Below are 19,191 nucleotides of genomic sequence, written 5' to 3' on the forward strand. Positions count from 1 at the left end.
GCTCGCTGCGCGAGCGTCGGGAATGACACTGAGCAAAGCAAGCGGATCTCTTCGAAGGCCCGCACGCCCAGAGCCCGTCATTGCGAGCGAAGCGAAGCAATCCAGGGCGGCCCTGGATTGCTTCGTCGGCTTCGCCTCCTCGCAATGACGGCGGCGATTTCCTATGTGTCAAAGCGGCGCGAGCGTCGGGGATGGCTTCGACCCCATATTATTCTGTCTCGCGGTCGTGCGTGAAGCCGACCTTTATCGTCACCTGATATGTCTCCACATTGCCCTTGTCGATGCGGCCGCGGATCTGCACGACCTCGAACCATTGGAGATTGCGCAAGGTCAATCCGGCGCGCTGTATCGCCGTGCCGATCGCCCCTTCGACGCTGTCTGGCGAGGTGCCGACGAGTTCGACAATTTTATAGACCGAACTTTCCATGAAACGCCCCTGCCGCTCGAACTGAACGTGAATGTAGAGCGGAGCGGCGTTAGGTCATCGGCCGCGGTTGTGACGACGCGCTAGAACTTCTTGACCTCTATCCCATGCTTCTGCAGCGCATAGCCGATTTGGCGCGGCGTGAGGCCGAGAAGACGCGCCGCCTTCGCCTTTACCCAGCCGGCGCGCTCCATCGCGTCCACGAGCTTCTCGTAATCGGTGCGCGGGTCTTTCTCGATGACCGTGCAGTTCTCGGCGCCGGGACAGGTGTCGCCAGGAGCCGGCGCGCAAACGCTCGGCGCCTCGGCGGGGGGCGGCGGCGCGGGCGGGCGCACCGGTTGCGGCGCGACGATCGGCAGCGGCGTCACCCCCGTCGGCCATTTCGACGATGAGCCGCTCCAGAGGATGGAGGAAAGACAGCCGTCCTTTCGGCAGGAGAAATCCTTGTCGATGATGATGTCGCCATGGGCGAGAGTCGCCGTGCGATAGATGCAGTTCTCCAGCTCGCGAATATTGCCGGGGAAGCCGCATTCGTTGAGCACGCTCATCGCGGATTCGGAGAGCTTCAGCTTGCCGCCCTGCTCCGTGTTGAAGCGGCGCAGGAACTCATTGGCCAGAAGATCGAGGTCGCCCTTTCGGTCGCGCAGCGGCGGCAAGAAGATCGGCACGACGCTGATGCGATAGTAGAGGTCCGCGCGGAATTCGCCGCGCTGCACCGCTTCTTCGAGATTGCGGTTGGTCGCGCAAACGAGTCGAACGTCGACTTTCAACGTGCGCGCGCCACCAACACGCTCGAATTCGCCCTCCTGCAGCACGCGCAGAAGCTTTGCCTGGAAGGCTGGCGTGATCTCGCCGATCTCATCGAGAAACAGCGTGCCGCCATCGGCCAGCTCGAAGCGGCCCTTGCGCATATTGGCCGCGCCGGTGAAGGCGCCGCGCTCATGGCCGAAAAGCTCGGATTCCAGCACGCTTTCGGGCAAGGCCGCGCAATTGAGCTTGACGAAGGGCTTGTTGCGCCGTGGCGATTGATCGTGGATCGCTGCGGCGAACAACTCCTTGCCGGTGCCTGATTCGCCGCGCAGCAGAACCGTCGATTTCGCTTTGGCGACGATGCGAATTTTCTCGACCACGGCGCGTACTGCGGGGCTGTCGCCGACAATCCCCTTGAGGCCTTCGGCCTTCACTTCCGGCGGAATGGCCGATTTCTCGCGCCAGGCGCTTTCGATCATCAATCTCTCGCGATCGCGCGCGATGAGCTTGTGAAGCCGCAGCGTCTGCCCGACCAGATTGGCGATCATCGTGAGAAAGCGCACGTCGTGATCAAAGAGCACCGACGAGCGCGTGTTGCGCGCCCGATCGACGGTCAGCGTGCCGACAACGGCGTCGCCATCCTTGATCGGGACGCCGATCATCGAGAAGGACTGGCCGTCTTCGTTTCCCCAGTCGGCAAGGTCCATCCCTTCGAAGAGCGGCGACGTCGCGACGTCGTCGACGACGACCGGCATTTTCGTTGCAACGATCTGCCCGACGGCGCGCTCGGGCAGCCGATCGAAAAACACTTTCGCCGCGCCCTCGCTCCACCCCGAGCCGACGACAACCTCGGGCGCGCCCTTTGAATCGAGCAGCGCGATCAACCCATGCCGCATATCGAGAAAGCTGGAGAGAAGCGTCAAGACGCCCGCGAGCACATTCTCCAACCGGTTCGGCGACGCGAGCAGTTTCGAGATTTCGTAGATACCGACCAGCGCGGTTTCGCCGGAAACCATCGTGCGCGGGGGAGGGGCGCCAATGGAGCCGCCGAGTTCAAGACCCATGGGAGCCTCATGACAGGCGTTGTTGTGCATCACGTCATATATGCAAGCATCACGCCAACGCCGAAATCATCGATAAGACATGGAAGATCAAGCTATTGCAAAAAGCCGCCTAGTCATTGGAACGATTATAAAAACAAAGAAGGCGCCACGAAATTGTCCCTGGCGCCGCTTCCGTTGGCGCCCATTTCGAGTGCATGTGACGCGCTCGATTGAATGTCGCCTTGCGAACATTTGTCCGAAGGCTTTGCGACAACTCGCCGCGCCTTTCCGAGGCGGCCAGCCAAACCTTCTACGACAGCATTTCCAATTAGTTACTGCAGATATTTACCCATGGCACGCTTGTTGCGGTCAACCCGCCAACGCCAACGGCCGACATTGGAATTGTTCCAGACGCCCCCTCAGGGGGACCACAACAAAATGCTTGAGAGGATTACGCAATGGACGACTCTCGCTCTTTCGAAACCTATGAAGCCGAACCCACTCCCGCACCCGCGCAGCTCGACGACATCATGCAGAAGATGGCCGAGCACAAAGGCTGCGGCACGTCGGGCGGCAGCGGCAAAGCTAGCTGCGGCACCGGCGCGGGCGAAAACGACATGCCCACCGAAATCTGGGAGAAAGTCAAGAACCACCCCTGCTACAGCGAAGAAGCCCACCATCACTATGCGCGCATGCATGTCGCCGTCGCGCCGGCCTGCAACATTCAGTGCAACTATTGTAACCGCAAATATGACTGCGCCAATGAATCGCGTCCCGGCGTCGTCTCCGAGAAGCTGAGCCCCGAGCAAGCCGCCAAGAAAGTGCTCGCGGTGGCCTCCGCCATTCCGCAGATGACGGTGCTCGGCATCGCCGGCCCCGGCGACCCGCTCGCCAATCCCGGCAAGACGTTCAAGACCTTCGAGCTGATCTCGGAAGCCGCTCCGGACATCAAGCTCTGCCTCTCGACCAATGGTCTCTCGCTGCCCGACCATGTCGAGACGATCAAGAAGTTCAACGTCGATCACGTCACGATCACGATCAACATGACGGACCCGGACATCGGCGCTGAGATCTACCCCTGGGTGTTCTGGAAGCATAAGCGCGTCACCGGCAAGGAAGCCGCGAAGATCCTCACCGATCGTCAGTTGAAGGGCCTCGAGATGCTGACGGCGAACGGCATCCTCTGCAAGGTCAACTCGGTGATGATCCCGGGCATCAACGACGATCATCTCGTGACGGTGAACAGAGAGGTGAAGTCGCGCGGCGCCTTCCTGCACAACATCATGCCGCTCATCTCGTCGCCCGAGCATGGCACGGTCTTCGGCCTCAACGGCCAACGCGGCCCGTCCGCGCAGGAGCTGAAGGCGCTGCAGGATAGCTGCGAAGGCGAGATGAACATGATGCGCCATTGCCGCCAGTGCCGCGCCGACGCGGTGGGCCTGCTCGGCGAAGACCGCAGCGCGGAATTCACGACCGACAAGATCATGGAGATGGATGTCAATTACGACCTCTCCGCGCGTCAGGCCTATCAGGAGAAGGTCGAGGAAGAGCGCCAGGCGAAAGTCGCCGCGCGCAACGCCGAGCTGGAAACGCTCGCTGGCGAAAACGCGGATCTCAAGATCCTCGTCGCCGTCGCGACCAAGGGCTCGGGCCGCATCAACGAGCATTTCGGCCATGCCGACGAGTTCCAGATTTACGAACTCTCCAGCAATGGCGCGAAGTTCGTCGGCCATCGTCGCGTCGACCTCTACTGCCAGGGCGGCTATGGCGAGGAAGAGGCGCTCGAGACTGTCATCCGCGCGATCAACGACTGCACCGCGGTCTTCGTCGCCAAGATCGGCCACTGCCCCAAGGAAGATCTGCTGAAGGCCGGCATCGAACCCGTGGATCAATACGCCTACGAGTTCATCGAGCAGTCGGCGATCGCCTACTTCAAAGACTACCTCGCCAAGATCAAGAGCGGCGAGATCACCCATGTCACACGCGGCGACGCCACGATCCGTCAGGGCGCCTTCGTCTCCGTGGACGCGTAGCGCGCTTCCGATCGGGCGGAAACGCCCGATCGATAACAAATCGCGCTTTATCGAGATGTCGGAGCAGGTTCTCGAGGAGCTTGCTCCGAAGCCAAGCAAAGGAGCTCAGGTCATGACTTACAAGATTGTCGCTTCTCAATGCACGTCGTGCTCGGCTTGCGAGGCGGAATGCCCGAACGTCGCCATCTCCGAGAAGAACGGCACTTTCGTTATCAATCCCAAGAAATGCACGGAATGCATCGGCTACTTCGACGTTCCGCAATGCGTCGCCGTCTGCCCGGTGGACGACACCTGCGTCATCGACAACTCCCTCCCCCGCTACCAGCCGAGCGCCTAATGAATATCGCCTTCACCCCCGCCGCTGAAAAATTCATCCGCCGCCTCGTCATGTTCGACGGCGGCCCGGGCTATGGCCTTCGTCTCCTCGTGTCGCCGGGCGGCTGCTCGGGCATGTCGGCGGAATTCTCCGTCGAGCCCGCGCCGAAAGAGGGCGAGCAGGTTTTCCAGCATGCGCAGTTCAAGATGTTCTTGCCCGCGCAAAGCCGCCTGCTGCTCGACGGCGTGACGATCGACTTCAAGGAAACGGCGACCTCCACGGGCTTCGCCTTCATCGATCCCAAGGCGAAGAGCTGCGGTTGCTCATCCAAGACCGAAGCTCCCGCCTTCGAGGAAACGGCGTGAGAGTGTGACATGACGCGTGACGCGGCAGTGCAAACAGGCGCGGCGGAGCAGGACTTTCTTGCTTCCATCGTCCTCGGAGAGGGGCTCCCGGAAGAGGTCGAACGCCTTTTGCACGCCGCGGCCTTGTCTTACGACCAGGATGACGTGGCGCATAAATATCTGATGGAGGCGCGCGCGCTCGCGCCGACCCATCCGGCCACGCTGATCGGCCTCTACCGCTTCTACTTCTACAAGGGCCGCCTCAGGGAGTGTCTCGGCGTCGCCGAATCCTGCCTGACCCGCGCAGCGATCGACAATTCGCTGCCGCTCGACTGGCGGCAAGTCACGGCGCAAGACGCCGCTTTCGGCGACTACGACGCCATCGCCCCGCGCTTCTTCATGTTCTCGCTGAAAGGCTACGCCTATCTCAGCATGCGCCTCGGCGATTTCGAGGAAAGCGCCGCGGCGATCGACAAGCTTCTGGAGCTCGACCCGGCGGACAAGATCGGCGCGAAAGTGCTGCTCGGCGTCCTCGAACGCAGAGGGCTGGAAGATGTCGACTGACGATATCGACGAAGCAATCGACTGGCAGGGAAACGCCGTCGATTGCGCGGACTGTGACCATCAAGATCGCCTGAACGCCGAGCGCTGCAAGCCGCTGCGCGCCTGCGTGCACGATCGCTACGCCCGGCGCATCGACCGTTTCTTCGACTGGAATCCCGATCTCGCGCGCAATTATCTCACCCACGGCTATTTCGAGGTCCGGGCCTGCGCGTCGAAGGCGGCGGAGATCTTTCTACTGCCCGCGATGCTCGACGATCCTGAGGAGGCCGTTCGCTGGAGCGCCGCGCGCCGCCTCCCCAACCGCTACATTCTGCGCCTGCGCAACGATCCGCACCGCGAGGTGCGCATCCGCATCGCGCTCCGCCTCGAGGGCACCGACCTGCTGCCGATGATCAACGACGAAGATTATGCGGTGCGACAGGCCGTCGCGAAAAAGCTGCCGCCGGACCTTCTCGTTTTGATGATCAATGACGAAGACGCAGGCGTGCGCCGAGTCATTGCGAGCCGCATCGCGCAAGAGGCGCTCATGCGTCTGACGCGAGACCACGATCCGGTCGTGCGTCTCGAAGCCGCCAAGCGCCTCGAAGCGGACGACCTCGAAACGCTGATCAAAGACGCCGATTGGCGCATTCGTTACGAAGTGGCGCAGAGAGCCGACGTCAACTTTATCGGCGCGCTGGTCGACGACGACGATCCGCTCGTGCGCGAATGCGCAAGGGATCGGCGCAAGGCGGCCGGACTGGAAACATCCCCCAATGTCATCATGACGCAGAAGCGGAGTGATCAATGACAAATATCAGCAGAGACAGCGATCACGTCGAAGTCGATGGCCCGCCCTATTTCGACTATGGCGACAAGGTGCGCGCAAAACGCACGATCCGTAACGACGGCACTTTCCCCGGCAAGGACATTGGCGAAGTTCTCGCGAAGAAGGGCGAGATTGGCTACATCGTCAATATCGGCACCTTTCTGCAGCAGTTCTACATCTATGGCGTAGAATTTGAATCTACCGGCAATCGCGTGGGTATGAAACGCAAAGAGCTGGAAATGGTCGAGATCGACAGAGAGGATGACCGATGAGCGCGAGATATGACTGGGGCCAGCGTGTGCGCGCCGCCACCGACCTCGTCAATGATGGCTCGTACCCGGATCGCGCCCTGGACGAGCTGCTGGTCAAGAATGGCGACTTGGGTGAGATCGTGAATATCGGAACCCATGTCGATACGGAGATGGTCATCTATCTCGTCGAATTTTCGCCGCAGCTCGTCATCGGTTGCCTGGAGGACGAAATCGAGCCTGCCTGAGCCAGCCTGATTAATCTCTTTGCAACCCGCCAACGAAAGAGGCGCAACGTGAAAGTCATGATCCGCAGAGACGCAGAAGGCAGCCTCTCGGCCTATGTTCCAAAGAAGGATCTCGAGGAACCGATCGTCGAGGTCGAGAGGCCCGAACTGTGGGGCGGCTCTGTCACGCTTGCGAATGGCTGGGTGCTCAAGCTTCCGGAAATGGCGGCCGGCACCTCTCTCCCGATCACCGTCGAAGCGAAAAAGATCGGAGGAGAATAAGATGACTCTCGCCCCTGCGCAGGTTGCACAAATTGACGCGGCGCTCGTGAAGGCCAGCGCCGACTCGCAGACGCTCGCGTCCATTCGCCAGCTTGCGCCGGGGCTGATGGTCACGCGCTGCGACGCGCTCGACATGCGCGAGGAGACTCCCTTCCGCATCTACGAGAACTGCTCGCTCTATCTCGTCGACGGGCGCGATCACTGCTGGAAAATCACCCAGGATCCAGGCTGCGCGACGGGCATCGCCCTCGCCCCCAATGGAGGCGCCGCATGAAGACTACTCTTCTGCCGTTGAACGATCCGGATCTTGCGCAAACCGATCTTGAAGCGGTTCTCGGCGTTCTTCAATCCGCGCGCGTCTCGCAGGGCGGCGTCGTCGATCAATTCGAGGAAGAGTTCGCCCGCTACATCGGCCGCAAACATGCTGTCTGCGTTTCCAGCGGCACGATCGGCCTGCTGCTGATCCTGCGCGCGATCGGCGTCGGCGCCGGCGACGAGGTGATCGCTTCCTCCTACTCCTTTCGCGAGACCGCGCATGCGATCACGCTCTGCGGCGCCCGTCCGGTCTTCGCCGACATCGACTATTGGGCCGGCACGCTCGATCCGGAAAAGGCGCGCAAAGCGATCACGGAAAAGACCCGCGCCATTGTCGCCGGCAACACCAACGGCCATCCGGCGCCCTGGGGTCCGCTGCGTGAGATCGCGACCGCGCATGATCTCGCGCTGATCGAGGATTCGACCGAGGCGATCGGATCGATCTACCAAGGCAAGATTGTCGGTTCCTTCGGCGATTGTTCGTTGTTCGACTTCTCACAACCCGGCGGACTGATCTCCGGCGAAGGCGCGATGATCGTCACGGACAATGACGATACCGCCACCATGCTGCGCCGGCTGCGCAATCGCAAGATCGAGGAGCGCTCCTCGGTCGTGCTCGGCGCCTGGCCGCCCTTGCAGGCTGGTCTGTCGGACATTGCCGCCGCGCTCGGCCTCGCGCAACTGCGCCGCATCGAGCTTCTGCTGGCGCGCCGCAAGCGCGTCGAGCGCTACTTCCTCGAATATGTGCGTTCCTTCGAAGGCATCAAGGATCCCTATATCGCGCCCGAGGTCGATCAGGTTCACTGGTTCCTTTACGTCGTGCATCTCGGGACGCGCTTCTCGCGCTCCAGCCGCGATTCGATCATCGACGATTTGCGTCAGGAAAATGTCGAAGCGGCCGCCTTTTCGAGCCCATTGCATCTGCAACGTCACTACTTCGATCTCGGCTATCGGCGCGGCGATTTGTTCGTAACCGAAAAAGTCGCGGACCGCGCCGTCGCCCTGCCCTTCCACGCCCACCTCTCCGAAGACCAGGTCGCGTTCATCGTGGGCACGATGAAGGACGCCTCGATCAACGTGGGCGCGGGCACCGCCATTTACCTTTAACTGCCCTCCGGGGCCAACACGCAAGGAGCGTAACAAAATGCCTACCGTGACCATTCTTCCCTCGGGCAAGACCGTCGAAGCCGCGACCGGCAGCCGTCTGCTCGACGCCATTCTCGCGGCAGGCGAACCGATCGTCAGCAAATGCGGCGGCGAAGCGAAATGCGGCGCGTGCCATCTCTTCGTGCAGGAAGGCAGGAAGAGTCTCTCCAAAACCACCCGCGCGGAAAATGAAAAGCTCGACTCCATTGTCGGCGTCGGTTCGAAGTCACGTCTCGCCTGTCAGGCCACGCTCGGCGCCGAAAATGTAACGGTGGAGTTGCTGGGCTTCGGCTCCGGCTTTTAGTCCGACAAAGGAGACAAAAATGACAGACACAGTCCTGATCCACGTCCGTTTCAACAATGACGGCAGCGTGCTCGAGATCCAGGATCGTCCGACGAGCCTCACGCCCGAGCAATGGTTCACCAAGCTCTCGGAGAAAGCCGCGAACAGCTTCCAGGCGCTCACCGGCGGTCGCGGCGTGTTCCGCGTTTCGTCCGACGACGTCACGGCGCTGAAGGCGGCTGTCCTGCAGTAAGGCTCAACGTCGATCGCTTGGCGAGAGGATTTGAAACATGCTCAGTGAAATCGTAACGGCCTTTCGTCGAGGCGACGTGATTCCTTATCTGGGGCCGGGCGTGACCGGCCTCCCCGGGGAGGCGGCGCCACCGTCGCTTCCCGAAATTCTCGTGCAGCAACTCGTCGCTGGCGCGACGGTGCCGCATAAAATCCGCAACAATCTCACAGCGGCTTCGCAATATATCGAGAATTTCAAACATCGCAAGACGCTGACTTGTCTGATGGCCAAGGCCTTTGCAGTCGAGTGTGAGCCGAGCGCCTTTCACAAATGGCTCGCGACGCAGGAGCAACTGCCGTTGATCGTGCACGCCTGGTACGACGATCTCGTCGTCAAATCCATGGCGGCGCGGAGCGATTGGGGGCTTGTGCAGGGCGTGACGCAAAGCGAACATTTCGGCGACTGGGTGAATTGGTTCCGCGCCGACCTCTCCGCCGTGCCGACGAAGGAATTCATCCGCGACGGCTCCGGCGCCAAGGCCCCGGCGGAGGCGCCGGACGAGACGCTCAAATGGCGCACGCTCGTCTATGAACCGCTTGGCGCCGTGACGCCTGCGTCGAACTTCATCGTGTCCGACTCCGACTATGTCGAAGTGCTGACGGAGATCGACATCCAAACGCCGATCCCCGACTCGGTGCAGACCATCCGCAAGGGACGCAACTTCCTCTTCCTCGGTTGTCGCTTCACCAACCAATTGGAGCGCAGCTTCGCGCGCCAGATCATGAAGCGCTCCTCGGACACGCATTGGGCTTTGATCGAGGGCGAGCTGACGCGCAACGAGGAGAAATTCCTGCGCGAGCAAAATATCCAGCGCATCGACGCCAAGCTTGCGGATTTTGCCGCCGAGCTGGCCCAATCCAATCTCGCCGCTGTCGCCGCTTGAGTGAAAGAGAGAGAATGATCGAGGATCTTCCGCAAGTCTTCAAATACCACGTCTTCACTTGCTTTCAGCAGCGCCCGCCGGGACATCCGCGCGGCAGTTGCATGACCTCCGGCGGAAAGCCCTTGTGGGATCGCCTGCAGGCAAAGCTCAATGTGCAGCCCAACCCTGATATTTCCGTGACGGCGACCGGTTGCCTCGGCTTTTGCCGCGCGGGCCCGCTGATGGTCGTTTACCCGGAGGGCGTTTGGTATACGCCGCGCACGGAAGCCGACATCGACGAAATCTTCCAATCGCATTTCACCGAGGGCAAGCCGGTCGAGCGGTTGATTATCGTGCCTCAGCTTTGAGATCGAGCGTCGCATAAGAAAAGAAGCCGTCGGCAAAACCGGCGGCTTTTCCATTTTGGCAGAGCCGTCATTGCGAGGAGCAGAGCGACGAGAGCAATCCAGGACCGTTGTAGCTGCTCTGGATTGCTTCGCTTCGCTCGCAATGACGAGATTGGCGCTGGCCCCGAACCCGGCACGGCGCGGACAGCCTCAGAACCGTCATTGCGAGGAGCGAAGCGACGAAGCAATCCAGGGCCGCCGTAGCTGCGCTGGATTGCTTCGCTCCGCTCGCAATGACGGAATTCGCTTACACCGGTTCCTTCGACGGGTTCCCCTCCGCATCCTTGAAGGGAAACAACCCCGACTGAAAACACTGCGTCATATGTTCCGCCCGCGCGATCGCGGCCGAGGCCAGCTCCTCGGGCATCGTCTCTTTCGCAGCCTCGGTGAAAAGCGACAACCAGCGGGGAAAATGTTCGACTTCGATCGGCAGCTTCACATGAACGCCGAAAGGCGTGCCCTGATAGCGCGTCGTACCCAGAAGCGCATGCGACCAGAAATTCGAGACGATCTCCAGATGCGGCTCCAGCTCGGGGATCGTCTTTTCGAAGACGGGACCAAGCAAGGGATCGGTGCCGCCTTTCTCGTAGAAGCGCGTGACGCAGGCGCGGATGGCCGCTTCCGCGCTGGCATTGTCCGCTTTGGCCTCCTCAACCGCCGTTTCCATTGTCGCCTCCTCGTCGCTCACCGCACATTGAGAACAGTCAGCGGAATTGTCACGCCTCCCGTGCCGCGGCCAAGCATCGCGTCCACCTTCTGACGAACAAACTCCACCTTGAGCGGCTTGGCGATGAAGCCATGGGCGCCCGCCGCGACGCATTCCTTGCCGAATGCATTGTTGTTCGGCTCGACCACGATCAGAATTTTCGCCTGAGGCTGCTCCTGCCGAAATTTGCCCAGAAGCGCCAATCCTTCGGCCTGCGGCAAAGTTTCCGCGAGCAGAATGAGATCCGGCGGCTGCGTCTTACCCTTTTCGAAAGCGATCGCCGTGCTCGCCACTTCATGCGCCTCGAATTCGTCGTGCAACATGAACTGAAGCGCTGCGCGAAAGATCTCATTGTCGTCGACAATGAACACCCGCTTGTTCTCCAGCGCCTTCGACATTTCCACGCCGATCTGCATTTCCCTGACCTCGTTCACGTTGCGATTGCCCGTTTTTCAAGCAAGCGACATGCCGAGGCGCTTGTGGGAAGCTGAGCTTTGGCGTTTGTCAGTTCGCTTGCGAACATCACTGTCGGCTTTGACACACGTGCCCGAGCGCCCTCCGAGCCGACCATAACTCAAGCAAATCCAATATCTTAAGCATTTGTTACCGAGCTGGCACGCCCTTTGCGCAATACCCCACGCAAGGCTTTTGGCTGCCGGTTCAAATAGTCAATTGGGAAACGCCGGTCGCCCGCGCCTCGTCGCAGAGTGAGTGAACTTCGGCATGCGTGTGGCGCGCGCCGATCATGATGTTAGGTCCAAACAAGGAGAATGCAATGTCGCTTCGACAGATCGCTTTCTACGGAAAGGGTGGCATCGGTAAGTCGACCACCTCTCAGAACACCCTCGCGGCGCTCGCCGAGATGGGCAAGAAGATCCTCATCGTTGGCTGCGACCCCAAGGCCGACTCGACCCGTCTGATCCTTCACGCCAAGGCGCAGGACACCATCCTGTCGCTCGCCGCTGAGGCCGGTTCGGTCGAGGACCTCGAGCTCGAAGACGTGATGAAGGTCGGCTACCAGGACATCCGCTGCGTCGAGTCCGGCGGTCCGGAGCCGGGCGTTGGCTGCGCGGGTCGCGGCGTTATCACCTCGATCAACTTCCTCGAAGAGAACGGCGCTTACGAAGGCGTCGACTACGTCTCCTATGACGTGCTCGGCGACGTGGTGTGCGGCGGCTTCGCGATGCCGATCCGTGAGAACAAGGCGCAGGAAATTTACATCGTCATGTCCGGCGAGATGATGGCCATGTATGCGGCCAACAACATCTCCAAGGGCATTCTGAAGTACGCCAACTCCGGCGGCGTGCGCCTGGGCGGGCTGGTCTGCAACGAGCGTCAGACGGACAAGGAGCTCGAGCTTGCCGAGTCCCTCGCCAAGAAGCTCGGCTCCAAGCTCATCTACTTCGTGCCGCGCGACAATATCGTTCAGCACGCCGAGCTGCGCCGCATGACGGTCATCGAGTATGCGCCCGAGTCCCAGCAGGCCGCCCATTACCGCAACCTCGCCCAGCGCGTGGACGGCAATGCGGGCAACGGCACGATCCCGACGCCCATCACCATGGACGAGCTCGAGGATCTGCTCATGGAGCACGGCATCATGAAGGCCGTCGACGAGTCCCAGGTCGGCAAGACCGCCGCGGAACTGTCGGTCGCCTAAATTTCGCCAACTGCCCGGCTCTTTCGAGAGCCGGGCCTACCATCCTCTAGAAAGGCCTCCGTCATGAGTGTGGCGCAAGCTGAATCCATCGAAGACATCAAGGCCCGCAATAAGGAACTCATTCAGGAAGTCCTGAAGGTTTATCCGGAAAAGACCGCCAAGCGTCGCGCCAAGCACCTCGGCACGTTCGAAGACGGTAAGCCGGATTGCGGCGTCAAGTCGAACATCAAATCCATTCCGGGCGTCATGACCATTCGTGGCTGCGCCTACGCCGGTTCGAAGGGCGTTGTGTGGGGTCCGATCAAGGACATGATCCACATTTCGCACGGCCCGGTCGGCTGCGGCCAATATTCCTGGGCGTCGCGCCGCAATTATTACATCGGCACGACCGGCATCGACACTTTCGGCACGATGCAGTTCACCTCCGACTTCCAGGAGAAGGACATCGTGTTCGGCGGCGACAAGAAGCTCGCCCAGATCATGGACGAAATTCAGGTCCTCTTCCCGCTGAACAAGGGCATCACCGTTCAGTCCGAATGCCCGATCGGCCTCATCGGCGACGATATCGAAGCCGTCTCCAAGGCCAAGTCGAAGGAATATGAAGGCAAGACGATCGTCCCGGTCCGCTGCGAAGGTTTCCGCGGCGTGTCGCAGTCGCTCGGCCACCATATCGCCAACGACGCGGTTCGCGATTGGGTGTTCGACAAGATGGACGGCAAGCCCGCCCGCTTCGAGGCTACGCCTTATGACGTCGCGATCATCGGCGACTACAACATCGGCGGCGACGCCTGGTCTTCGCGCATTCTGCTCGAAGAAATGGGCCTGCGAGTCGTTGCGCAGTGGTCCGGCGACGGCACCATCGCTGAGCTCGAAGCGACGCCGAAGGCGAAGCTGAATGTTCTGCACTGCTACCGTTCGATGAACTACATCTCCCGCCACATGGAAGAGAAATACGGTATTCCGTGGTGCGAGTACAACTTCTTCGGCCCGTCCAAGATCGAAGAGTCGCTGCGCAAGATCGCGTCGCACTTCGACGACAAGATCAAGGAAGGCGCCGAGCGCGTCATCGCGAAATATCGTCCGCTGATGGACGCCGTCATCGCGAAGTATCGTCCGCGCCTCGAAGGCAAGAAGGTCATGCTGTTCGTCGGCGGCCTGCGTCCGCGCCACGTCATCGGCGCTTACGAAGACCTCGGCATGGAAGTCGTGGGCACGGGCTATGAGTTCGGCCACAACGACGACTATCAGCGCACGTCCCACTATGTGAAGGACGGCACGCTGATCTACGACGACGTCACGGGCTTCGAGTTCGAGAAGTTCGTCGAGAAGATCCAGCCGGATCTCGTCGGCTCGGGCATCAAGGAGAAGTACGTCTTCCAGAAGATGGGCGTGCCCTTCCGTCAGATGCATAGCTGGGACTACTCGGGCCCCTACCACGGCTACGACGGCTTCGCGATCTTCGCGCGCGACATGGACATGGCGATCAACTCGCCGGTCTGGAAGATGGCCAAGGCTCCCTGGGCCGCCTGATCTCCGTAACAAAAAGGTCTCGCCTCTCCCCTGGGGGCGAGACCGGCTAGCGGAAACGAGAGGAACTCCGAATGCCACAGAATGCTGACAACGTTCTCGACCACTTTAATTTGTTCCGCCAGCCGGAATACAAGGAGATGTTCGAGAACAAGAAGAAGAACTTCGAAAACCCCGTGGCGGACGCCGAGCTCGAGCGCGTTCGCGAATGGACCAAGACCGAAGAATATAAGGAAAAGAACTTCGCCCGCGAAGCGCTGACCGTCAATCCGGCCAAGGCCTGCCAGCCGCTCGGCGCCGTCTTCGCGGCCGTCGGCTTCGAGAGCACCCTGCCCTTCGTCCATGGCTCGCAGGGCTGCGTCGCTTACTATCGTTCGCACTTCTCGCGTCACTTCAAGGAGCCGACCTCCTGCGTCTCCTCCTCCATGACGGAAGACGCGGCGGTGTTCGGCGGCCTCAACAATATGATCGACGGCCTGGCGAACGCCTACAATATGTATAAGCCGAAGATGATCTCCGTCTCCACCACCTGCATGGCGGAAGTCATCGGCGACGACCTCAACGCCTTCATCAAGACCTCGAAGGAAAAGGGCTCGGTTCCGCAGGAGTTCGACGTTCCCTTCGCGCATACCCCGGCTTTCGTCGGCAGCCACATCACCGGCTACGACAATGTCATCAAGGGCGTGCTCGAGCATTTCTGGGACGGCAAGGCCGGCACGGCCCCGGCTCTGGAGCGCAAGCCGAACAACAGCATCAACTTCCTCGGCGGCTTCGACGGCTACACGGTCGGCAATATGCGCGAAGTGAAGCGCATCTTCGAGTCCATGGGCGTCGAATATACGCTGCTCGGCGACAACAGCGACGTGTGGGACACGCCGACCGACGGCGAATTCCGCATGTATGACGGCGGCACCAAGCTCGAGGACGTCGCCAACGCGCTGCACGCCAAGGCGACCATCTCGATGCAGGAGTTCTGCACCGAAAAGACCCTGCCCTATATCGCCACCAAGGGCCAGGAAGTCGTCGCTCTGAACCATCCGGTTGGCGTCGCCGCGACCGACAAATTCCTCATGGAGATCTCCCGTATCACGGGCAAGCCGATCTCCGCGGAGCTGACCAAGGAGCGCGGCCGTCTCGTCGACGCCATCGCCGACTCTTCCGCCCATATCCACGGCAAGAAGTTTGCGATCTACGGCGATCCGGACCTGTGCTACGGCCTCGCGGCCTTCCTGCTGGAGCTCGGCGGCGAGCCGGTTCACGTCCTCGCCACCAATGGCGGCAAGGCCTGGGCGGAGAAGGTGCAGGCGCTGTTCGACTCCTCGCCCTTCGGCAAGAACTGCCACGTGTATCCGAACAAGGATCTGTGGCACATGCGCTCGCTGCTCTTCACGGAGCCGGTCGACTTCCTCATCGGCAACACCTACGGCAAATATCTCGACCGCGATACGGGCACGCCGCTCATCCGCATCGGCTTCCCGATCTTCGATCGCCACCACAAGCACCGTTATCCGGTGTGGGGCTATCAGGGCTCGATGAACGTCCTGGTGTGGATCCTCGACGCGATCTTCGAGGACATCGACCGCAACACCAATGTCGTGGCGAAGTCGGACTACTCCTTCGACATCATTCGCTAACATCAACGCTTCGCCGGGCCAATTGGCCCGGCGAATGCTTCTCTAAGCGTAAGTTCAATTAGTTCGCTGTCACTCCCGCGCTCGGAACGAGCGATCCGGCATCCAGAGTAAAGCTGGCGCGATTTTGGCTCTGGATACCCGAACGATCATTCAGCGCCTCGGGGATGAGCAACCCACCCTGAAGCGCTCGAGCGGAACGGCATCAAGGCGCGACGAACGCGCGACGCAGTCAGCAGGAGGCATTTGAATGGCGAGTCTGTCGGAAAAAATCCAGGACGTCTTCAACGAGCCGGGCTGCGATAAAAACCAAGGCAAATCCGAGAAAGAGCGCAAAAAGGGCTGCACCAAGCAGCTCGCGCCCGGCGCCGCCGCCGGCGGCTGCGCCTTCGACGGCGCGAAGATCGCCCTGCAACCCATTACCGACGTCGCCCATCTCGTGCATGGCCCGATCGCCTGCGAAGGCAATAGCTGGGACAATCGCGGCGCCAAGACCTCCGGCTCCTCGCTCTATCGCACTGGCTTCACGACCGACATCGCCGAAAATGACGTCGTGTTCGGCGGCGAGAAGCGGCTCTATCGGTCGATCAAGGAGATCATCGACAAATATAATCCTCCGGCGGTCTTCGTCTATCAGACCTGCGTGCCGGCGATGACCGGGGACGACATCGAAGCGGTGTGCAAGGCGGCTGCGGCGAAGTTCAACAAGCCGGTGATCCCGGTGATCTCGCCCGGCTTCGTCGGCCCGAAAAATTTGGGCAATAAGCTCGCTGGCGAGGCAATCCTCGACCATGTGATCGGCACGCAAGAGCCCGAATACACCACCCCCTACGACATCAACATCATCGGCGAATATAATCTCGCCGGCGAATTGTGGCAGGTGAAGCCGCTGCTCGACGAGCTCGGCATCCGCATTCTCGCCTGCATCTCGGGCGACGCGAAATATCATGAGGTCGCATCGTCGCATCGCGCTCGCGCGGCGATGATGGTCTGCTCCAAGGCGATGATCAATGTCGCGCGCAAGATGGAGGAGCGTTACGAGATCCCCTTCTTCGAGGGCTCCTTCTACGGCATCGGCGATATGAGCGACAGTCTGCGCGAGATCGCGCGGCTGCTGATCGAGCGCGGCGCGCCTGCGGAGCTGATGGACCGCACGGAAGCGGTCATCGCCCGCGAGGAGGCGAAGGCCTGGGCGCGCATCGCGCCTTATCGTAAACGCCTTGAGGGCAAGCGCGTGCTGCTCATCACAGGCGGCGTGAAAAGCTGGTCGGTTGTCGCGGCGTTGCAGGAGGCCGGTCTCGAACTCGTCGGCACAAGCGTCAAGAAGTCGACGAAGGAAGACAAGGAGCGCATCAAGGAGCTGATGGGCCAGGACGCTCATATGATCGACGACATGACGCCGCGCGAGATGTACAAAATGCTTCGCGAGGCGCGCGCCGAAATCATGCTCTCCGGCGGCCGCTCACAGTTCATTGCGCTGAAGGCGAAAATGCCCTGGCTGGACATCAACCAGGAGCGCCATCACGCCTATGCCGGTTATGAGGGCATGGTCGAGCTCGTCCACGAGATCGACAAGGCGCTTTACAACCCGGTGTGGGAGCAGGTCCGTCGACCGGCGCCTTGGGAAGAAAAGAGCTGGGAACAGCGCGCCGACGAGGCCATAGCCGCGGAAGCGGCGGCGCTCGCCGCCGATCCCGTCGCGGCGGACGCCGCACGTCGCGACAAGCAAGTTTGCTCCTGCAATCTCATCTCGGTTGGCGCCATCGAAGACGCGATCCGTGACGGCGCCAACGACGTCGCCGCTGTCGGAAAGGCGACGGCCGCCGGCACGGGCTGCGGCGGTTGTCAGGAACGCATCGCCGCCTTGCTCGAAGCGGCGTCCAACGCGAGCGCGGTCGCCGCGCCGCAAGCGGCTTGAGGCTCGATATGGCGCGCGTCACCGTCTCCAAGAAATCCTGCGCGGTAAATCCGCTGAAAATGAGCCAGCCGATCGGCGGCGCCCTTGCCTTCATGGGCGTCTCAGGCTGCATGCCGGTGCTGCATGGCTCGCAAGGCTGCACGTCGTTCGGCCTCGTGCTCTTCGTTCGGCACTTCAAGGAAGCCATCCCGCTGCAAACCACGGCGATGAATGAAGTCGCGACGGTTTTGGGCGGGCTCGAAAACATCGAGCAGGCGATACTCAACATCGTGAAGCGCGCCAAGCCGCAGGTCATCGGCATTTGCTCGACCGGCGTGACGGAAACCAAGGGCGACGACGTCGACGGCTATCTGCAGTTGGTGCGCAAGCGCCACCCGGAACTCGACGACATCGGCATGGTCTATGTCTCGACACCCGATTTCAAGGATGCGTTCCAGGATGGGTTCGGCAAGACCGTCACCAAGCTGATCGAAACCTTTGTGCCGGACGAAATCCCCTCGCGGCGCGCGCCGCAGCGCGTGAATGTGCTTGCCGGCTGCCATCTCACGCCCGGCGACATCGACGAGCTGCGCGACATCATCGAAGCCTTTGGATTGGAGCCGACCTTCCTGCCGGATCTCTCCGGCTCGCTCGACGGGCATATTCCGGACGACTTCACGCCCACGACGCTGGGCGGCGTCACCAAGGAAGACATCGCTGCAATGGGCAGCGCGGCCTGGACGATCGCGGTGGGCGAGCAGATGCGCGCCGCCGCGGAATTGCTGCAAAAGCGCGCCGGCGTGCGCTACGAGCTGTTCGATCGCCTCACTGGCCTCGCGCCCAATGACGAACTCATTGGCCTGCTGTCGCGGATCAGCGGTCGTCCGGTTCCGATCAAATTCAGGCGCCAAAGGGGCCAGCTTGTCGACGCCATGCTGGACGGGCACTTCCACTTCGGCGGAAAGCGCATCGCCATCGGCGCCGAGCCCGATCTTTTGTTCGCGATCAGCCAATGGCTGACGGAAATGGGCGCGGAAGTGACGGCGGCCGTGACCACGACGCACTCGCCGGTGCTCGAAAAGATCATGACAGAGGAAGTGCTGATCGGCGACCTCGAGGATTTGGAAAACCGCCTCGACGGCTGCGATCTGATGATCACCCATTCCCACGGGCGCCAGGCGTCCGAACGCAGCGGCGTGCCGCTCTATCGCATGGGCCTGCCGATGTTCGACCGCATCGGCGCGGCGCATGAGCTGTCTGTCGGGTACCGCGGCACGCGCGATCTCATCTTCAAGCTCGGCAATTTGTTCATCGACCAGGTTCCCGAGCCCACCACCGAGACGTGGCGCGGAGAAAGTGCGGAACGACGGCACGACGCTTGCGTCGGAGAATGACATCGCGCCGATCAGCGCTCACTGACGACATAGGA

The 19,191-nt window shown here is 61.3% G+C and carries 23 protein-coding genes; 19 read left to right on the top strand and 4 right to left on the bottom strand.

The features are described 5' to 3' along the window. Nucleotides 1-208 precede the first annotated feature (208 nt). Complete coding sequence (locus tag QMG84_RS11660) at nucleotides 209-427, bottom strand: dodecin (protein WP_202073345.1); 219 nt, start codon at nucleotides 425-427, stop codon at nucleotides 209-211. A gap of 80 nt (nucleotides 428-507) precedes the next feature. Beyond that, on the bottom strand, nucleotides 508-2,238 hold the full coding sequence (gene nifA, locus QMG84_RS11665; RefSeq protein WP_281928053.1) for a nif-specific transcriptional activator NifA: 1,731 nt from the start codon (nucleotides 2,236-2,238) through the stop codon (nucleotides 508-510). A gap of 509 nt (nucleotides 2,239-2,747) precedes the next feature. Here nifA and nifB point away from each other — a divergent pair. The 14 genes from nifB (at nucleotide 2,748) to QMG84_RS11735 (ending at nucleotide 10,305) form a co-directional block, all read left to right on the top strand. Continuing rightward, nucleotides 2,748-4,250, top strand: a complete 1,503-nt coding sequence (nifB, locus tag QMG84_RS11670; RefSeq protein WP_246744915.1) for a nitrogenase cofactor biosynthesis protein NifB — start codon at nucleotides 2,748-2,750, stop codon at nucleotides 4,248-4,250. Between the two features lie 112 nt (nucleotides 4,251-4,362). After that, complete coding sequence (locus QMG84_RS11675; RefSeq protein WP_281928054.1) at nucleotides 4,363-4,587, top strand: 4Fe-4S dicluster domain-containing protein; 225 nt, start codon at nucleotides 4,363-4,365, stop codon at nucleotides 4,585-4,587. Beyond that, the gene (locus QMG84_RS11680) at nucleotides 4,587-4,931 is read left to right on the top strand and encodes a HesB/IscA family protein (RefSeq protein WP_202073348.1); all 345 of its coding nucleotides are present in this window, start codon (nucleotides 4,587-4,589) and stop codon (nucleotides 4,929-4,931) included. Before QMG84_RS11675 ends, QMG84_RS11680 begins: the two co-directional genes overlap by 1 nt. Before the next feature lie 9 nt (nucleotides 4,932-4,940). Then, nucleotides 4,941-5,474 carry a hypothetical protein gene (locus QMG84_RS11685; RefSeq protein ID WP_202073349.1) on the top strand — a complete coding sequence of 178 codons (534 nt, stop codon included), beginning with the start codon at nucleotides 4,941-4,943 and terminating at the stop codon, nucleotides 5,472-5,474. Beyond that, nucleotides 5,464-6,264 carry a 4Fe4S-binding leucine-rich repeat protein gene (locus QMG84_RS11690; RefSeq protein ID WP_281928056.1) on the top strand — a complete coding sequence of 267 codons (801 nt, stop codon included), beginning with the start codon at nucleotides 5,464-5,466 and terminating at the stop codon, nucleotides 6,262-6,264. The genes QMG84_RS11685 and QMG84_RS11690 overlap by 11 nt, the downstream gene beginning before the upstream one ends. Continuing rightward, nucleotides 6,261-6,554, top strand: coding sequence for a nitrogen fixation protein NifZ (locus QMG84_RS11695; protein ID WP_202073351.1), 294 nt, complete (start codon nucleotides 6,261-6,263; stop codon nucleotides 6,552-6,554). Before QMG84_RS11690 ends, QMG84_RS11695 begins: the two co-directional genes overlap by 4 nt. Next, nucleotides 6,551-6,778 (top strand): nitrogen fixation protein NifZ, encoded by a 228-nt coding sequence (locus QMG84_RS11700; RefSeq protein ID WP_202073352.1) that lies wholly within the window; start codon nucleotides 6,551-6,553, stop codon nucleotides 6,776-6,778. The genes QMG84_RS11695 and QMG84_RS11700 overlap by 4 nt, the downstream gene beginning before the upstream one ends. Nucleotides 6,779-6,826: 48 nt before the next feature. Beyond that, complete coding sequence (nifT, locus tag QMG84_RS11705) at nucleotides 6,827-7,039, top strand: putative nitrogen fixation protein NifT (RefSeq protein ID WP_281928057.1); 213 nt, start codon at nucleotides 6,827-6,829, stop codon at nucleotides 7,037-7,039. 1 nt (nucleotide 7,040) lies between these two features. Beyond that, nucleotides 7,041-7,313 (top strand): DUF6129 family protein, encoded by a 273-nt coding sequence (locus QMG84_RS11710; protein WP_202073353.1) that lies wholly within the window; start codon nucleotides 7,041-7,043, stop codon nucleotides 7,311-7,313. Then, entirely contained in the window at nucleotides 7,310-8,461 is a 1,152-nt protein-coding gene (locus QMG84_RS11715) for a DegT/DnrJ/EryC1/StrS family aminotransferase (protein ID WP_281928058.1), read from the top strand. The genes QMG84_RS11710 and QMG84_RS11715 overlap by 4 nt, the downstream gene beginning before the upstream one ends. 37 nt (nucleotides 8,462-8,498) lie before the next feature. Next, the gene (locus QMG84_RS11720) at nucleotides 8,499-8,804 is read left to right on the top strand and encodes a 2Fe-2S iron-sulfur cluster-binding protein (RefSeq protein WP_281928059.1); all 306 of its coding nucleotides are present in this window, start codon (nucleotides 8,499-8,501) and stop codon (nucleotides 8,802-8,804) included. Nucleotides 8,805-8,823: 19 nt separating this feature from the next. Next, nucleotides 8,824-9,036, top strand: a complete 213-nt coding sequence (locus QMG84_RS11725; protein WP_165049023.1) for a hypothetical protein — start codon at nucleotides 8,824-8,826, stop codon at nucleotides 9,034-9,036. 37 nt (nucleotides 9,037-9,073) lie between these two features. After that, entirely contained in the window at nucleotides 9,074-9,958 is an 885-nt protein-coding gene (locus tag QMG84_RS11730) for an SIR2 family NAD-dependent protein deacylase (protein WP_202073355.1), read from the top strand. 14 nt (nucleotides 9,959-9,972) lie between these two features. Further along, nucleotides 9,973-10,305, top strand: a complete 333-nt coding sequence (locus QMG84_RS11735; RefSeq protein ID WP_281928063.1) for a (2Fe-2S) ferredoxin domain-containing protein — start codon at nucleotides 9,973-9,975, stop codon at nucleotides 10,303-10,305. Nucleotides 10,306-10,591: 286 nt separating this feature from the next. Here QMG84_RS11735 and QMG84_RS11740 read toward each other — a convergent pair whose 3' ends face one another. Both QMG84_RS11740 and QMG84_RS11745 read right to left on the bottom strand, forming a co-directional pair. Then, nucleotides 10,592-11,011 (bottom strand): group III truncated hemoglobin, encoded by a 420-nt coding sequence (locus QMG84_RS11740; RefSeq protein ID WP_281928064.1) that lies wholly within the window; start codon nucleotides 11,009-11,011, stop codon nucleotides 10,592-10,594. A gap of 17 nt (nucleotides 11,012-11,028) precedes the next feature. Beyond that, a complete protein-coding gene (locus QMG84_RS11745; RefSeq protein ID WP_350356488.1) occupies nucleotides 11,029-11,484 on the bottom strand; it encodes a response regulator in 456 nt (151 codons plus the stop codon). 341 nt (nucleotides 11,485-11,825) lie between these two features. Between QMG84_RS11745 and nifH the strand changes: the two genes are divergently transcribed. The 5 genes from nifH (at nucleotide 11,826) to nifN (ending at nucleotide 19,156) form a co-directional block, all read left to right on the top strand. After that, complete coding sequence (gene nifH, locus QMG84_RS11750) at nucleotides 11,826-12,707, top strand: nitrogenase iron protein (RefSeq protein WP_202073359.1); 882 nt, start codon at nucleotides 11,826-11,828, stop codon at nucleotides 12,705-12,707. Between the two features lie 63 nt (nucleotides 12,708-12,770). Next, entirely contained in the window at nucleotides 12,771-14,237 is a 1,467-nt protein-coding gene (gene nifD, locus QMG84_RS11755; protein WP_202073360.1) for a nitrogenase molybdenum-iron protein alpha chain, read from the top strand. A 71-nt stretch (nucleotides 14,238-14,308) separates the two neighbouring features. Next, complete coding sequence (gene nifK / locus QMG84_RS11760; RefSeq protein WP_202073361.1) at nucleotides 14,309-15,868, top strand: nitrogenase molybdenum-iron protein subunit beta; 1,560 nt, start codon at nucleotides 14,309-14,311, stop codon at nucleotides 15,866-15,868. Between the two features lie 247 nt (nucleotides 15,869-16,115). Then, entirely contained in the window at nucleotides 16,116-17,783 is a 1,668-nt protein-coding gene (nifE, locus tag QMG84_RS11765; protein ID WP_281928066.1) for a nitrogenase iron-molybdenum cofactor biosynthesis protein NifE, read from the top strand. A gap of 8 nt (nucleotides 17,784-17,791) precedes the next feature. Further along, nucleotides 17,792-19,156 carry a nitrogenase iron-molybdenum cofactor biosynthesis protein NifN gene (nifN, locus tag QMG84_RS11770; protein WP_281928068.1) on the top strand — a complete coding sequence of 455 codons (1,365 nt, stop codon included), beginning with the start codon at nucleotides 17,792-17,794 and terminating at the stop codon, nucleotides 19,154-19,156. Nucleotides 19,157-19,191: the final 35 nt, after the last annotated feature.

Origin of the sequence: Methylocystis iwaonis (assembly GCF_027925385.1) — a bacterium.
GTDB classification, from domain to species: Bacteria; Pseudomonadota; Alphaproteobacteria; order Rhizobiales; family Beijerinckiaceae; genus Methylocystis; species Methylocystis iwaonis.

Excerpts from the sequence above, each read along its gene's own strand:
- QMG84_RS11660 (WP_202073345.1), bottom strand. The coding sequence starts at position 427 with ATGGAAAGTTCGGTCTATAAAATTGTCGAACTCGTCGGCACCTCGCCA.
- nifA (WP_281928053.1), bottom strand. The coding sequence starts at position 2,238 with ATGGGTCTTGAACTCGGCGGCTCCATTGGCGCCCCTCCCCCGCGCACG.
- nifB (WP_246744915.1), top strand. The coding sequence starts at position 2,748 with ATGCAGAAGATGGCCGAGCACAAAGGCTGCGGCACGTCGGGCGGCAGC.
- QMG84_RS11675 (WP_281928054.1), top strand. The coding sequence starts at position 4,363 with ATGACTTACAAGATTGTCGCTTCTCAATGCACGTCGTGCTCGGCTTGC.
- QMG84_RS11680 (WP_202073348.1), top strand. The coding sequence starts at position 4,587 with ATGAATATCGCCTTCACCCCCGCCGCTGAAAAATTCATCCGCCGCCTC.
- QMG84_RS11685 (WP_202073349.1), top strand. The coding sequence starts at position 4,941 with ATGACGCGTGACGCGGCAGTGCAAACAGGCGCGGCGGAGCAGGACTTT.
- QMG84_RS11690 (WP_281928056.1), top strand. The coding sequence starts at position 5,464 with ATGTCGACTGACGATATCGACGAAGCAATCGACTGGCAGGGAAACGCC.
- QMG84_RS11695 (WP_202073351.1), top strand. The coding sequence starts at position 6,261 with ATGACAAATATCAGCAGAGACAGCGATCACGTCGAAGTCGATGGCCCG.
- QMG84_RS11700 (WP_202073352.1), top strand. The coding sequence starts at position 6,551 with ATGAGCGCGAGATATGACTGGGGCCAGCGTGTGCGCGCCGCCACCGAC.
- QMG84_RS11710 (WP_202073353.1), top strand. The coding sequence starts at position 7,041 with ATGACTCTCGCCCCTGCGCAGGTTGCACAAATTGACGCGGCGCTCGTG.
- QMG84_RS11715 (WP_281928058.1), top strand. The coding sequence starts at position 7,310 with ATGAAGACTACTCTTCTGCCGTTGAACGATCCGGATCTTGCGCAAACC.
- QMG84_RS11720 (WP_281928059.1), top strand. The coding sequence starts at position 8,499 with ATGCCTACCGTGACCATTCTTCCCTCGGGCAAGACCGTCGAAGCCGCG.
- QMG84_RS11725 (WP_165049023.1), top strand. The coding sequence starts at position 8,824 with ATGACAGACACAGTCCTGATCCACGTCCGTTTCAACAATGACGGCAGC.
- QMG84_RS11730 (WP_202073355.1), top strand. The coding sequence starts at position 9,074 with ATGCTCAGTGAAATCGTAACGGCCTTTCGTCGAGGCGACGTGATTCCT.
- QMG84_RS11735 (WP_281928063.1), top strand. The coding sequence starts at position 9,973 with ATGATCGAGGATCTTCCGCAAGTCTTCAAATACCACGTCTTCACTTGC.
- QMG84_RS11740 (WP_281928064.1), bottom strand. The coding sequence starts at position 11,011 with ATGGAAACGGCGGTTGAGGAGGCCAAAGCGGACAATGCCAGCGCGGAA.
- nifH (WP_202073359.1), top strand. The coding sequence starts at position 11,826 with ATGTCGCTTCGACAGATCGCTTTCTACGGAAAGGGTGGCATCGGTAAG.
- nifD (WP_202073360.1), top strand. The coding sequence starts at position 12,771 with ATGAGTGTGGCGCAAGCTGAATCCATCGAAGACATCAAGGCCCGCAAT.
- nifK (WP_202073361.1), top strand. The coding sequence starts at position 14,309 with ATGCCACAGAATGCTGACAACGTTCTCGACCACTTTAATTTGTTCCGC.
- nifE (WP_281928066.1), top strand. The coding sequence starts at position 16,116 with ATGGCGAGTCTGTCGGAAAAAATCCAGGACGTCTTCAACGAGCCGGGC.
- nifN (WP_281928068.1), top strand. The coding sequence starts at position 17,792 with ATGGCGCGCGTCACCGTCTCCAAGAAATCCTGCGCGGTAAATCCGCTG.